We start from the raw sequence: 13,570 nt of genomic DNA on the forward strand, positions 1-13,570 counted from the left end.
CCAGTCCTGAACTGGTGGTCTGGCAGGAGGGAAACCACATGTCCGTGCTCGCCGATCGAGAGCTCGACGCGCCGGTGGTCGGCGACCCGGTGCTCACCCGCACCCTCGCCGAGACCGACCCCGAGGTCGCCGCGGCCATCTCCGCCGAGCTGGGCCGGCAGCAGAGCACGCTGGAGATGATCGCCAGCGAGAACTTCGCGCCGCTGGCGGTCATGCAGGCGCAGGGCTCGGTGCTCACCAACAAGTACGCCGAGGGGTACCCGGGCCGGCGGTACTACGGCGGATGCGAGCACGTCGACGTCGTCGAGCAGCTGGCGATCGACCGGCTGAAGGCGCTGTTCGGCGCCGAGTACGCCAACGTGCAGCCGCACTCGGGCGCGCAGGCCAACGCCGCGGCCATGGCCGCGCTGCTGCAGCCCGGCGACACCATCCTGGGCCTGGACCTGGCCCACGGCGGTCACCTGACCCACGGGATGAAGCTCAACTTCTCCGGCAAGCTCTACGACGTCGCCGCCTACCACGTCGGCCGCCAGGACCATCGGGTCGACATGGCCGAGGTCGAGCGGCTGGCCCGCGAGCGGCGTCCCAAGCTGATCGTCGCCGGCTGGTCGGCCTACCCCCGCCAGCTGGACTTCGCCGCGTTCCGCCGGATCGCCGACGAGGTCGGCGCCTACCTGATGGTGGACATGGCGCACTTCGCCGGCCTGGTCGCCGCCGGCCTGCACCCCTCGCCGGTGCCGCACGCGCACGTGGTCACCTCCACCACGCACAAGACCCTGGGCGGGCCCCGCGGCGGGGTCATCCTGGCCACCGCGGACCTGGCCAAGAAGTTCAACTCCTCGGTCTTCCCCGGCCAGCAGGGCGGCCCGCTGGAGCACGTGATCGCGGCCAAGGCGGTGGCCTTCAAGCTGGCCGCCGAGCCGGCCTTCCGCGAGCGGCAGGAGCGCACGCTGGCCGGCGCCCGGATCCTCGCCGACCGGCTGCTGGCGTCCGACTGCCGGGAGGCCGGGGTCAGCGTGGTCAGCGGCGGCACCGACGTGCACCTGGTCCTGGTCGACCTGCGCGAGTCGCCGCTGGACGGCCAGCAGGCCGAGGACCGGCTGCACGCCATCGGCATCACGGTGAACCGGAACGCGGTGCCCTTCGACCCGCGGCCCCCGATGGTCAGCTCCGGGGTGCGCATCGGCACCCCGGCGCTGGCCGCCCGCGGCTTCGACGCCGAGGACTTCACCGAGGTCGCCGACGTCATCGCCACCGCCCTGCGGCCCACCGTGGCCGACGACCGGCTGGCCCGGCTGCGCCAGCGGGTCACCGCCCTGGCCGACCGCCACCCGCTCTACGCCGGCCTGACCGGGGGCACCCGATGACCCCGCGCACGCCGGGCGCCGACCTGCCCGAGCACCCGGACTTCCTCTGGCGGAACCCGGAGCCGAAGAAGTCCTACGACGTCATCGTGATCGGCGGCGGCGGGCACGGCCTGGCCACCGCGCACTACCTGGCCAAGAACCACGGCATCACCAACGTCGCGGTGCTGGAGAAGGGCTGGCTGGCCGGCGGCAACATGGCCCGCAACACCACGCTGATCCGCTCCAACTACCTGTGGGACGAGAGCGCGGCCATCTACGAGCACTCCCTCAAGCTGTGGGAGGGGCTCGAGGAGGACCTCGGCTACCCCATCCTGTTCAGCCAGCGCGGCGTGCTCAACCTGGCGCACACCCTGCAGGACGTCCGGGACAGCGTCCGGCGGGTGGAGGCCAACAAGCTCAACGGCGTGGACGCCGAGTGGCTGGAGACCGACGAGGTCCGCAAGATCTGCCCGATCGTCAACACCTCCGCCGACATCCGCTACCCGGTGCTGGGCGCCACCTACCAGCCGCGCGCCGGCATCGCCAAGCACGACTACGTGGCGTGGGGCTTCGCCCGCCGCGCCGACGAGGCCGGGATCGACCTGATCCAGGGTTGCGAGGTCACCGGCTTCACCACCGACGGCGACCGGGTGACCGGCGTCGAGACCAACCTGGGCACCATCGCCGCGGGCCGGGTGGCGCTGTGCGCCGCCGGGCACACCACGACGCTCACCGACATGCTCGGCTTCCGGGTGCCGGTGCAGAGCCACCCGCTGCAGGCCCTGGTCTCCGAGCTGCTGGAGCCGGTGCACCCCACGGTCGTGATGTCCAACGCCGTGCACGTCTACGTCTCCCAGGCGCACAAGGGCGAGCTGGTGATGGGCGCCGGCGTCGACTCCTACAACGGGTACGGCCAGCGCGGCGCGTTCCACGTCATCGAGCGCCAGATGGCCGCCGCCGTCGAGCTGTTCCCCGTCTTCGCGCGGGCGCACCTGCTGCGCACCTGGGGCGGCATCGTCGACACCAGCCCCGACGCCTCGCCGATCATCGGGCGCACCCCGTACGACAACGTCTACCTCAACTGCGGATGGGGGACCGGCGGCTTCAAGGCCACGCCGGGCATCGGCTGGTGCCTGGCCGACACCATCGCCAACGACGAGCCGCACCCCTACGTGGCGCCGTTCAGCCTCGACCGCTTCGTCACCGGTGCCCTCGTCGACGAGCACGGCGCCGCCGCCGTGGCCCACTGACCCCGGGAGATCAGCGTGCAACTCATCGAATGCCCGTGGTGCGGCCCCCGCGAGGAGGTCGAGTTCCACTACGGCGGCCAGGCCCACGTCCCCTACCCCGAGGACCCCGCCGCCCTCGACGACGAGCAGTGGGCGCACTACGTGTTCTTCCGCGACAACACCAAGGGCCGGTTCGCCGAGCGCTGGTCGCACAGCGCCGGCTGCCGCCGCTGGTTCAACGCGGTGCGCGACACCGCCACCTACCGCTTCGAGGCGGTCTACCGCCCCGACGAGCCGAAGCCGGTGACCTCGTGACCTCCTCCCGCACCCCGGACGGCGGGCGCGTCGACCGGACGGCCTCCGTCGCCTTCACCTTCGACGGGCAGTCCTACACCGGGCACCCCGGTGACACCCTGGCCTCGGCGCTGCTGGCCAACGGCCGGCACTCGATCGCCACCAGCGTGAAGCTCGGCCGCCCCCGCGGGGTCGCCGCCGCCTGGGCCGAGGACCCCAGCAGCCTGGTGCAGATCGAGGAGCCGTTCCCCGAGCCGATGCTGCTGGCCACCACCGTCGAGCTCTACGACGGCCTGGTCGCCCAAGGGCTGCCCGGCCAGGGCCGGCTGGCCGAGGTGCCGGACTCCGCCCGCTACGACGCCGTGCACGGCCACGTCGACGTGCTGGTCGTCGGCGCCGGCCCGGCCGGGCTGGTCGCCGCGCTGACCGCCGCCCGCGCCGGTGCCCGGGTCGCCCTGGTCGACGAGCAGGCCGAGGCCGGCGGCGCCCTGCTGGGCAGCGACGACCGCCTCGACGGCGCCCCGGCGCTGGACTGGGTCGCCGGCGCGGTGGCCGAGCTGGCCGCACACCCCGACGTCCTGCACCTGCAGCGGACGACGGCCTTCGGGCTCTACGACGACGGGTTCGTGCTCGCCCTGGAGCGGCGCACCGACCACCTGGGCACCGCCGCGCCGCGGCACGTGTCCCGGCAGCGGGTCTGGCGGATCCGTGCCCGCTCGGTCGTGGTGGCGACCGGCGCCCACGAGCGCCCCGTCGTCTTCGCCGACAACGACCGGCCCGGGATCATGCTCGCCGGGGGTGCGCGCACCTTCCTGCACCGCTACGGCGTGCTGGCCGGCCGCGAGGCCGTCGTCTTCACCACCAACGACAGCGCCTACGCCGCGGCGGTCGACCTGGCCGACGCCGGCGTGCGGATCGCCGCGGTCGTCGAGGCCCGGCCGGCCGCGCCCGCGCACTGGGCGGCGGCCTGCGCCCAGCGGGGGATCCCGGTGCGCACCGGCGCGGTGGTCACCGGCACCGAGGGCACCGACCGGGTCAGCGCCGCGCTGGTGGCGCCCCTGACCGACGGGGTCCCGGGCGAGGCCGAGCGGATCGGCTGCGACCTGCTGCTGGTCAGCGGCGGCTGGAACCCCGCCGTCCACCTGTTCAGCCAGGCCCGCGGCCGGCTGCGCTTCGACGAGGCGCTCGGCGCGTTTCTGCCCGCCGAGGAGCTGGCCGGGGTCGGCGTCGCCGGCGCCGCCGGCGGCGTGCTGGACCTGGCCGGCTGCCTGCGCGAGGGACGGCGGGCGGCGGACACCGCGCTGTCCGGGCTGTCGCTGACCGCCGCCGAGGTGCCGCTGCCCGCGGCCGAGGCGCCGGCCGGGCCGACCCCGCCGATGACGCTGTGGCGGGTCCCGGACACCTCGCCCGCCGCCGGGACCACCTCCTTCGTGGACCTGCAGCGCGACGCCACCGTCGCCGACCTGGCCCGCGCCGCCGGCGCCGGCCTGCGCTCGATGGAGCACGTCAAGCGCTTCACCACCATCGGGACGGCGCACGACCAGGGCAAGACCTCCGGCGTCCTGGCCTCCGGCATCACCGCCGAGCTGCTGGGCCTGCCGGTGCAGGTCACCGGGACGACGACCTTCCGCCCGCCGTACACGCCGGTGGCCTTCGCCGCGCTCGCCGGGCGGGACCGCGGGGCGCTGTTCGACCCGGAGCGGACCACCGCGGTGCACGACTGGCACGTCGCCGAGGGCGCGGTCTTCGAGGACGTCGGCCAGTGGAAGCGGCCGCGCTACTACCCACGGCCCGGGGAGGACATGGAGGCCGCCGTCCTGCGCGAGTGCGCCGCCACCCGCGGGGGAGTGGGCATCCTCGACGGCTCCACGCTGGGCAAGATCGACGTCTCCGGCCCGGACGCCCCGGTGCTGCTCGACCGGCTCTACACCAACATGATGAGCAGCCTCAAGGTCGGCGCGGTCCGCTACGGCGTCATGTGCGGCGTCGACGGCATGGTCATCGACGACGGCACGGTGCTCCGGCTGGCCGAGGACCGTTTCCTGGTGCTCACCACCACCGGCGGCGCGGCGAAGATCATGGACTGGATGGAGGAGTGGCTGCAGACCGAGTGGCCCGGGCTGCGGGTGCACCTCACCTCGGTCACCGAGCAGTGGTCCACCTTCCCGGTCGTCGGCCCGCGCTCCCGCGACGTCATCGGCGCGCTGTTCCCCGACGTCGACGTGACCAACGAGGCGTTCCCGTTCATGACCTGGCGGGACACCACCCTCGGCGGCGTGCCGGTGCGGCTGGCCCGGATCAGCTTCTCCGGTGAGCTGGCCTACGAGGTCTACGTCAGCTCCTGGCACGCCCGCGCGGTCTGGGAGCGGCTCGTCGAGGCCGGCCGCCCGTACGGGATCACCCCGTACGGCACCGAGACGATGCACGTGCTCCGCGCCGAGAAGGGCTACCCGATCATCGGGCAGGACACCGACGGCACGGTCACCCCGCAGGACCTCGGCATGGCCTGGGCGGTGTCGAAGAAGAAGCCCGACTTCGTCGGCAAGCGCTCCTTCGCCCGGCCGGCGAACGCCGACCCGATGCGCAAGCAGCTCGTCGGCCTGCTCCCGGTCGACCGGGACACCGTGCTGCCGGAGGGCTCGCAGATCGTCGAGTCCCCGGCCGACGGCCAGCTCCCGCCGCCCCCGGTGCCGATGCTCGGCCACGTCACCTCCAGCTACCGCAGTGCCGAGCTGGGCCGGCCGTTCGCCCTCGCCCTGGTCAAGGGCGGCCGGGCACGGATCGGCGACACCGTCTCCGTCCCGGTGAACGGGACCCTCGTGACCGCCGAGGTGACCGGCTCGGTGCTGGTCGACCCGGAAGGAGCCCGCCGCGATGGCTGACCAGCTGCTGCGCACCTACCCGCTCGAGGCGTGGACCGCCGCCTTCGACGCGCTGCCCGACGCGGTGCGGATCACCCCCGAGCCGTTCGTCGCGATGGCCGACGTCCGGGTGGCCCCGGCCGGCCCCGGTGGGGTCGCCGTCCGCGGCACGCCCCTGCCCACCGAGCCCAACACCTGGACGCCGACGGCGGACGGGCGACTGGTCTGGCTGGGCCCCGACGAGTGGCTGCTCACCAGCACCGGCACCGCACCCGAGGCGCTCGAGAAGGAGCTGCGCGAGCAGCTGCGACCGCTCGGCGGCACCGCGGTCGACGTGTCGGCCCAGCGGATCTGGCTGCGGGTCAGCGGCTCCCGGGCGCGGGACGTGCTGGCCAAGGGCTGCTCGATCGACCTGCACCCCCGGGTGTTCCGGCAGGGGCACAGCGCCCAGACCACCCTCGGCCAGGCCGGCGTCGTGCTGCTGGCCCTCGGCGACGGCGACGACTTCGCCGTCCTGGTGCGCTCGTCGTTCGCCGGCTACCTCGCCACCTGGCTGCTCGACGCGAGCCTCGAGTACGCCCCGCTCGGTTGAGCACCCCCACCCCCACGATCGTCCGGCAGTAGGGAGAGCAGTCATGTCCACCACTCCTCGTGTGGTGATCATCGGAGCGGGCATCGTCGGCGCGAACCTGGCCGACGAGCTGACCGCCCGCGGTTGGGACCGCGTGACCGTGGTCGACCAGGGCCCGCTGCCGCTGACCGGCGGGTCGACCTCGCACGCGCCGGGGCTGGTGTTCCAGACCAACGGCTCCAGGACCATGACCGAGTTCGCCCGGTACACGGTGGAGAAGTTCCTGGACCTGGACGTCGACGGCGCGTGGTGCTTCAACCAGGTCGGCGGCCTGGAGGTGGCGACCACCCCGGAGCGGCTGGCCGAGCTGCACCGCCGGCAGGGCTGGGCCACCTCCTGGGGCATCCAGGGCGAGGTGCTGAGCCCGGAGGAGTGCGTGCGGCTGCACCCGCTGGTCGACCGCGACCAGATCGTCGGCGGCCTGCACGTGCCCAGCGACGGGCTGGCCAAGGCCTCCCGCGCCGTCGTCGCGCTGGCCCGCCGCGCCGAGGCGCGCGGCGCGGTCTTCCAGGGCTCCACCCGGGTCACCGGCATCGAGCAGTCCGGCGGCCGGGTGACCGGCGTCCGCACGGACGGCGGCGTCATCCCCGCCGACGTCGTGGTGTCCTGCGCCGGCTTCTGGGGCCCGGCGGTCGGCGCGATGGTCGGCATGAAGGTCCCGCTGCTGCCGCTGGCCCACCAGTTCGTGTGGACCGGCCAGGTCGCCGACCTCGTCGGCCGCAACGACGAGCTCACCGAGGCCGGCATGCCGATCCTGCGCCACCAGGACCGGGACCTCTACTACCGCGAGCGCGGCGACCGCCTGGGCATCGGCTCCTACGCGCACCGGCCGATGCCGGTCGAGCTGACCGACCTCCCCGAGGGCGAGGTCACCGACGCCGCGATGCCCTCGATGCTGCCCTTCACCGAGGAGGACTTCGCCGAGCAGTGGGAGCAGAGCCAGGAGCTGCTGCCCTCGCTGCGCGCCGCCAAGATCGACTCCGGGTTCAACGGGATCTTCTCCTTCACCCCCGACGGCGGGCCGCTGGTCGGGGAGTCCCCGGACGTCGCCGGCTTCTGGATCGCCGAGGCGGTGTGGGTCACCCACTCCGCGGGCGTGGCCCGGGCGGTTGCCCAGCTGCTCGTCGACGGCCGCAGCGAGGTGGACCTGCACAGCTGCGACGTGGCCCGCTTCGAGGAGGTGCAGCTCACCGACGCCTACGTGCGGGAGACCTCCCAGCAGAACTTCGTCGAGGTCTACGACATCCTGCACCCGCTGCAGCCCAAGACCTCGCCGCGCGACCTGCGGGTCAGCCCCTTCCACGCCCGGCAGAAGGAACTGGGCGCGGTGTTCCTGGAGGCCACCGGCTGGGAGCGGCCGCACTGGTACGAGGCCAACGCCGGCCTGGTCGACCAGCTGCCCGCCGAGTGGGTGCCCCCGGCGCGGGACGAGTGGTCGGCGCAGTTCTGGTCGCCGATCGCGGCCGCCGAGGCGTGGAAGACCCGCACCGCGGTCGCGATGTACGACATGACCCCGCTCAAGCGGCTGGAGGTCAGCGGCCCCGGCGCGCTGGACCTGCTGCAGCGGCTGACCACCGGCCAGATGGACAAGTCCGTCGGCTCGGTCACCTACACCCTCGCGCTGGACGCCGCCGGCGGGGTCCGCAGCGACCTGACCGTCGCGCGGCTGGGGGAGCAGCTGTTCCAGGTCGGCGCCAACGGCAACCTGGACCTGGACCTGTTCCGCCGCGAGGCGCCGGCCGACGGCAGCGTGCAGGTCCGCGACGTCACCGGCGGCACCTGCTGCATCGGCCTGTGGGGCCCGCGGGCCCGCGACCTGGTGCAGAAGGTCACCGGCGACGACTTCACCAACGAGGGGCTGAAGTACTTCCGCGCCAAGAAGGCGACCCTCGGCGGCGTCCCGGTCACCGCGATGCGGCTGTCCTACGTCGGTGAGCTCGGCTGGGAGATCTACACCAGCGCGGAGCTCGGCCAGAAGCTGTGGGACGTGCTCTGGGCGGCCGGCGAGGAGCTGGGCGTGGTCGCCGCCGGGCGCGCCGCGTTCAACAGCCTGCGGCTGGAGAAGGGCTACCGGTCCTGGGGCTCGGACATGACCACCGAGCACGACCCCTACGAGGCGGGTCTGGGCTTCGCCGTCCGCAAGCAGAAGGGCGACTTCGTCGGCAGCGACGCCGTCGCGGACAGGAGCGACGACACCGTCACCCGGCGGCTGTCCTGCCTGACCGTGGACGACGGGACCAGCGTCGTGCTCGGCCACGAGCCGGTGTACGTCGACGGCGTCCCGGCCGGCTACGTCACCAGCGCCGCCTTCGGGCACACCGTCGGCAAGCCGATCGCCTACGCCTGGCTGCCGGCCGGCGCCGGGGTCGGGACGGCGGTGGAGATCGGGTACTTCGACCGCCGGATCGCCGCCACCGTCACCGCCGAGCCCCTCGTCGACCCGGAGATGACCCGCATCCGCGGATAGCGGCCAGCAAGGACCCGCCTGCAGGACGCAGCCCTGCCCTCGCCGCACCCTCGCGGCGGGGGCGGGGCTGCCGTCCTGCCCGCTGTCCGCCCGTTCCAGGCGTGGCCGCCGAACGAGGCCGCCCGCTGTCCGTCGACCCGACCCGCACCCCTGGAGGACCCCGCATGCGCACCGACACCCTGTCGGCGTTCCTCGGCCGGCTCGCCGCCCGCGTCCCCGCCCCGGGCGGAGGAGCCACCGCCGGCCTGCACGCCGCGCAGGCCGCCGCGCTCGTCGCGATGGTCGCCCGCTACAGCGACGCCCCGAGGTACGCCGAGCACGCCGACACGATCAGCGCGGTCACCGCCGCGGCCGACGAGCTGGCCGCCCGGGCCCTGGCGCTGGCCGAGGAGGACGCCGCGGTGTTCGGGGAGGTCGCCCGCGCCTACGCGCTGCCCAAGGCCACCGAGGAGGAGGCCGCGGCCCGCTCGGCGGCCATCGCCACGGCGCTGGTCGCGGCGGCCCGCGTGCCGGCCGACGTCGTCGCGGTCGCCGACCGCACCCTCGGCCTGGCCGAGCAGCTGCTGCCCATCGGCAACCGCAACGTGATCAGCGACGTGGCGGCGGCCGCCGAGGCCGCCCGCGCCGCGGCGACCACCGCGCGGGTCAACGTGGAGATCAATCTGGCCGGCATCCGCGACGAGGCGGTACGCGCCGAGCTGACCGGAGCCGTCGACACGGTGGACGACGTCGTCGCGCGCGCCGACCGGGTGACCGCGGCGGTCCGGGCGGAGCTGGCCCGATGACCGCGGAGCTGGACGGCCGCCGGCCGGCCACCGACATCCGCTCCCGGGTGGCCGCCGAGGCGGCCCGACTGGCCGCCGCCGGGACCCCGCCCCGCCTCGCCGTCGTGGTGGCGACCGACGACGGGGGCAGCGCCTGGTACGTGCGGTCCATCGCGAAGGCGGCGGAGAAGACCGGGATCGCCTGCTCCGTCGTCGACCTGGGGCCCACGGCTCCGCACGAGGAGATCCGCGCCGCGCTGACCGGGCTGAGCGCGGACCCGGGCGTGCACGGGATCATCCTGCAGACCCCGCTGCCGCCCGACGCGGACCTGGACGACCTCACGGTCGCGATCGACCCGGCCAAGGACGTGGACGGCGCCAACCCGCTGAGCCTCGGCCGGCTCGCCGCCGGGCTGCCGGCCTTCGCCCCGGCCACCGCCGAGGCCGTCGTCACGCTGCTCGACGTGTACGGCGTCCCGCTGACCGGCACCCGCGCGGCGGTCGTCGGCCGGTCCAACGTGGTGGGCAAGCCGCTGGCGCACCTGCTGCTGCAGCGCGACGCCACGGTGACCATCTGCCACCGGCACACCAAGGAGCTGGCCGAGTCCACCCGCACGGCCGACGTCCTCGTCGTCGCGGTCGGCCTGCCCGGCCTGATCACCGCCGAGCACGTGGCCGAGGGAGCGGTGGTCGTCGACGTGGGCACCACGCCCACCGCGGACGGCGGGCTGGCCGGCGACGTCGACGCCGCGTCGGTGACCGGCCGGGCGGCCGCGCTGAGCCCGGTGCCCGGCGGCGTCGGTCCGGTCACCACCGCGCTGCTGCTGCAGCACACCGTGCAGGCCGCGGCCCGGGTCGCCGACCGTGGTCACCAGCACCGCTGAGCTGCCGGCGCCCGGCCGGGTGTCCCGGGCGCCGGTGCACCCGGTGGCCCGGCTGCTGCGCTCGGGGCGCCCGCTGGTCAGCGGCATCCTGAACGTCACGCCGGACTCCTTCTCCGACGGCGGCCGGTTCCTGGCCGGCGACCGGGCGCTGGAGCAGGGGCTGCGACTGGCCGCCGGGGGCGCCGACCTCATCGACGTGGGCGGGGAGTCCACCCGCCCCGGAGCGCGTCAGCCGACGGTGGAGGAGGAGCTCGACCGGGTGGTGCCGGTCGTGGCGGCGCTGGCCCGGCGGGTGTCGGTGCCGCTGTCGGTGGACACCTCGCGGCCGGAGGTGATGCGCGCGGCCGTGGCGGCCGGCGCGGGCATGGTGAACGACGTCCGGGCGCTGCGGCGGCCCGGCGCCCTAGCGGCGGTCGCCGAACTCGGCGTGCCGGTGTGCCTGATGCACATGCAGGGGTCGCCGGTGAGCATGCAGCGCGACCCCCGCTACGCCGACGTGGTTGCCGACGTCCGCGGCTTCCTGGCCGAGCGGTTGCGGGCCTGCCGCCGGGCCGGCGTGCCGGACGAGCACCTGGTGGTCGACCCGGGCTTCGGGTTCGGCAAGACCCTGCCGCACAACCTCGCCCTGCTCAGCGGGCTGGGCGGGCTGCGCGCGCTCGGCGTCCCGGTCATGGTCGGCGTCTCGCGGAAGTCGATGCTGGGCGAGCTGACCGGCCGGGCCGTGCCCGACCGGCTCGCCGGCTCGCTCGCGGCGGCCCTGCTGGCCGCGCAGCACGGCGCTCGCGTGCTCCGGGTGCACGACGTCGCCGCCACCCGCGACGCCCTCGCCGTGCTGAGCGCCGTCGACGGGGACTGACCCGGACCACCTCGGAGTCCGGCAGGCGGAGCGGCCGGCGGCGCCGGCCTGCCGGGACTAGATGACGGCGCGGATGGCCCGCTCGAAGCCGATCACGTGCTCGCGCGCGAGCTCCTCGGCCCGGTCGGCGTCGCCGTCGGCGATGGCACGCAGCAGCTCCACGTGCTCCCCGACGTGGGCGTCCACCGTGGGCAGCCGGTCCAGGAAGAGGCAGAAGATCCGGGTCGCGAGGTTGTCGTAGCGCACCAGGACGTCGTCCAGGTGCGGGTTGGCCGCTGCCCGGTAGATCGCCCGGTGGACGGCGAGGTCCCGGCGCATCAGCTCGGTCCGGTCCAGCGCACCCACGTCCAGGGCGGCGATCTCGGCGGCCATGTCGGCCAGCTCGAGGCGCGTCTCGCGCACCGCCCGCTCGGCGGCACGCCGGGCGGCGAGGGGCTCCAGCTGCACCCGGATCTCGGAGATGTGCGCCAGGTCGGTGATGTCCATCCCGGTGGCGAACGTGCCGCGCCGGGGGAAGGAGACGACCAGCCGGTCGACCTCCAGCCGCTTGAGCGCCTCGCGCACCGGCGTGCGGCCCACACCCAGCGAGCGGGCGAGCGCGTCGTCGTCGATCGGCTCGTTGGGGCGGATCTCGAGCATGATCAGCTGGTCGCGGATCGCCACGTACGCCCGGTCGGCCAGCGAGGCCCCCGGCAGCTCGACGTCCGGTGCTGCGGTCATCACGAAGGCATCGTAAGGGCTGGAGCACCAGAATCCTTGCCTCGCGAGGATGAACGACATATCGTTCTGCATCGGCTGATATACCAACTGGCTCTCAGAGCTGGCCAGGTCCAACGCTGCACAGGGAGGGAGGCCGGGCATGACCATCAGCGTCTTCGACCTCTTCAAGGTGGGCATCGGGCCCTCGAGCTCGCACACGGTCGGCCCGATGCGCGCCGCCGCTACGTTCGCCGGCCGGCTCCGCGAGGAGGGCCTGCTGCCCCGGACCGCCGGGGTGCGCTGCGAGCTCTTCGGCTCCCTCGGCGCCACCGGGCACGGGCACGGCAGCGTGAAGGCCGTCGTCCTGGGCCTGGAGGGCGAGCAGCCCGACCGGGTCGACCCGGTCGCCGCCGAGCCCCGGGTCGCCGCCGTCCGCACCGAGGGCAAGCTGCTGCTCGCCGGCGAGCAGCCGATCGCCTTCGACGTCGACGAGGACGTCGTCCTGCACCGGCGCAAGCGGCTGCCCTTCCACAGCAACGGCATGCTGTTCCGGGCGCTGGACGCCGACGGCGCCGAGCTGACCCGCCGCGAGTACTACTCGGTGGGCGGCGGCTTCGTGCTGGACGAGGACGAGGCCGGCCGGCCGGCGCTGGTGGAGGACCCGACCCCGGTCCGGTACCCCTTCCGCACCGGCGGGGAGCTGCTCGCGCACACCCGCGCGACCGGGCTGTCGATCAGCGACGTCATGCTGGCCAACGAGCTGTCCTGGCGCAGCGAGGCGGAGGTGCGGGCCGGCCTGCTGCACGTGTGGGCGGTGATGCAGGAGTGCGTCGAACGCGGCACGCACACCCCCGGGGTGCTGCCCGGCGGCCTCAAGGTGCGCCGGCGCGCCGAGGCCCTGCGCACCCAGCTGGAGGCCACCCGGGACGACACCGACCCGCTGCGCGCCATGGAGTGGGTGACCCTGTACGCGCTGGCGGTCAACGAGGAGAACGCCGCCGGCGGCCGGGTGGTCACCGCCCCGACCAACGGCGCCGCCGGCATCGTCCCCGCCGTCCTGCACTACTACCGCGACTTCGTCCCCTCGTTCTCCGAGGACGGCGTCGTCCGGCTGCTGCTGACCGCCGGCGCGATCGGTCTGCTGTTCAAGGAGAACGCCTCGATCTCCGGAGCCGAGGTCGGCTGCCAGGGCGAGGTGGGCTCCGCCTGCTCGATGGCCGCCGGCGGCCTGGCCGAGGTCCTCGGCGGCACGCCCGAGCAGGTGGAGAACGCCGCGGAGATCGGCATCGAGCACAACCTGGGCCTCACCTGCGACCCGGTCGGCGGCCTGGTCCAGATCCCCTGCATCGAGCGCAACGCGGTCGGCTCGGTCAAGGCCATCACCGCCGCCCGGATGGCCGTCCGCGGCGACGGCACGCACCACGTGTCGCTGGACAAGGCGATCAAGACCATGCGGGAGACCGGCGCGGACATGAAGGACAAGTACAAGGAGACCGCCCGCGGCGGGCTGGCCCTCAACATCGTCGAGTGCTGAGGAGG

At 74.4% G+C, this 13,570-nt stretch carries 11 protein-coding genes; 10 read left to right on the top strand and 1 reads right to left on the bottom strand.

The window, feature by feature from the left end; translation table 11 throughout:
* Positions 1–38: 38 nt before the first annotated feature.
* From glyA to folP, 9 genes are all read left to right on the top strand, one after another.
* Complete coding sequence (glyA, locus tag ACWIX6_RS11955; protein ID WP_448612647.1) at positions 39–1,367, top strand: serine hydroxymethyltransferase; 1,329 nt, start codon at positions 39–41, stop codon at positions 1,365–1,367.
* On the top strand, positions 1,364–2,596 hold the full coding sequence (locus ACWIX6_RS11960) for a sarcosine oxidase subunit beta family protein (RefSeq protein ID WP_448612648.1): 1,233 nt from the start codon (positions 1,364–1,366) through the stop codon (positions 2,594–2,596). Before glyA ends, ACWIX6_RS11960 begins: the two co-directional genes overlap by 4 nt.
* A 15-nt stretch (positions 2,597–2,611) precedes the next feature.
* A complete protein-coding gene (locus ACWIX6_RS11965) occupies positions 2,612–2,890 on the top strand; it encodes a sarcosine oxidase subunit delta (RefSeq protein WP_448612649.1) in 279 nt (92 codons plus the stop codon).
* Positions 2,887–5,751: a 2Fe-2S iron-sulfur cluster-binding protein gene (locus tag ACWIX6_RS11970; protein WP_448612650.1), complete on the top strand. Its 2,865-nt coding sequence runs from the start codon at positions 2,887–2,889 to the stop codon at positions 5,749–5,751. The genes ACWIX6_RS11965 and ACWIX6_RS11970 overlap by 4 nt, the downstream gene beginning before the upstream one ends.
* On the top strand, positions 5,744–6,322 hold the full coding sequence (locus tag ACWIX6_RS11975) for a sarcosine oxidase subunit gamma (protein ID WP_448612651.1): 579 nt from the start codon (positions 5,744–5,746) through the stop codon (positions 6,320–6,322). The genes ACWIX6_RS11970 and ACWIX6_RS11975 overlap by 8 nt, the downstream gene beginning before the upstream one ends.
* A 43-nt stretch (positions 6,323–6,365) precedes the next feature.
* Positions 6,366–8,828, top strand: coding sequence for a GcvT family protein (locus ACWIX6_RS11980; protein ID WP_448612652.1), 2,463 nt, complete (start codon positions 6,366–6,368; stop codon positions 8,826–8,828).
* Between the two features lie 164 nt (positions 8,829–8,992).
* Entirely contained in the window at positions 8,993–9,613 is a 621-nt protein-coding gene (locus ACWIX6_RS11985) for a cyclodeaminase/cyclohydrolase family protein (RefSeq protein WP_448612653.1), read from the top strand.
* A complete protein-coding gene (locus tag ACWIX6_RS11990) occupies positions 9,610–10,476 on the top strand; it encodes a bifunctional 5,10-methylenetetrahydrofolate dehydrogenase/5,10-methenyltetrahydrofolate cyclohydrolase (RefSeq protein ID WP_448612654.1) in 867 nt (288 codons plus the stop codon). Before ACWIX6_RS11985 ends, ACWIX6_RS11990 begins: the two co-directional genes overlap by 4 nt.
* On the top strand, positions 10,457–11,332 hold the full coding sequence (folP, locus tag ACWIX6_RS11995; RefSeq protein ID WP_448612655.1) for a dihydropteroate synthase: 876 nt from the start codon (positions 10,457–10,459) through the stop codon (positions 11,330–11,332). The genes ACWIX6_RS11990 and folP overlap by 20 nt, the downstream gene beginning before the upstream one ends.
* Before the next feature lie 57 nt (positions 11,333–11,389).
* On the opposite strand, the gene ACWIX6_RS12000 is transcribed toward folP, so the two are convergent.
* The gene (locus ACWIX6_RS12000) at positions 11,390–12,052 is read right to left on the bottom strand and encodes a GntR family transcriptional regulator (RefSeq protein WP_448612656.1); all 663 of its coding nucleotides are present in this window, start codon (positions 12,050–12,052) and stop codon (positions 11,390–11,392) included.
* A gap of 139 nt (positions 12,053–12,191) precedes the next feature.
* Between ACWIX6_RS12000 and ACWIX6_RS12005 the strand changes: the two genes are divergently transcribed.
* Positions 12,192–13,565, top strand: a complete 1,374-nt coding sequence (locus ACWIX6_RS12005; protein WP_448612657.1) for an L-serine ammonia-lyase — start codon at positions 12,192–12,194, stop codon at positions 13,563–13,565.
* Positions 13,566–13,570: the final 5 nt, after the last annotated feature.

This window comes from Modestobacter sp. URMC 112 (genome assembly GCF_053502575.1).

Coding starts and splice junctions, on each gene's coding strand:
- glyA (WP_448612647.1), top strand. CDS start 39: ATGTCCGTGCTCGCCGATCGAGAGCTCGACGCGCCGGTGGTCGGCGAC.
- ACWIX6_RS11960 (WP_448612648.1), top strand. CDS start 1,364: ATGACCCCGCGCACGCCGGGCGCCGACCTGCCCGAGCACCCGGACTTC.
- ACWIX6_RS11975 (WP_448612651.1), top strand. CDS start 5,744: ATGGCTGACCAGCTGCTGCGCACCTACCCGCTCGAGGCGTGGACCGCC.
- ACWIX6_RS11980 (WP_448612652.1), top strand. CDS start 6,366: ATGTCCACCACTCCTCGTGTGGTGATCATCGGAGCGGGCATCGTCGGC.
- ACWIX6_RS11985 (WP_448612653.1), top strand. CDS start 8,993: ATGCGCACCGACACCCTGTCGGCGTTCCTCGGCCGGCTCGCCGCCCGC.
- ACWIX6_RS11990 (WP_448612654.1), top strand. CDS start 9,610: ATGACCGCGGAGCTGGACGGCCGCCGGCCGGCCACCGACATCCGCTCC.
- ACWIX6_RS12000 (WP_448612656.1), bottom strand. CDS start 12,052: ATGACCGCAGCACCGGACGTCGAGCTGCCGGGGGCCTCGCTGGCCGAC.
- ACWIX6_RS12005 (WP_448612657.1), top strand. CDS start 12,192: ATGACCATCAGCGTCTTCGACCTCTTCAAGGTGGGCATCGGGCCCTCG.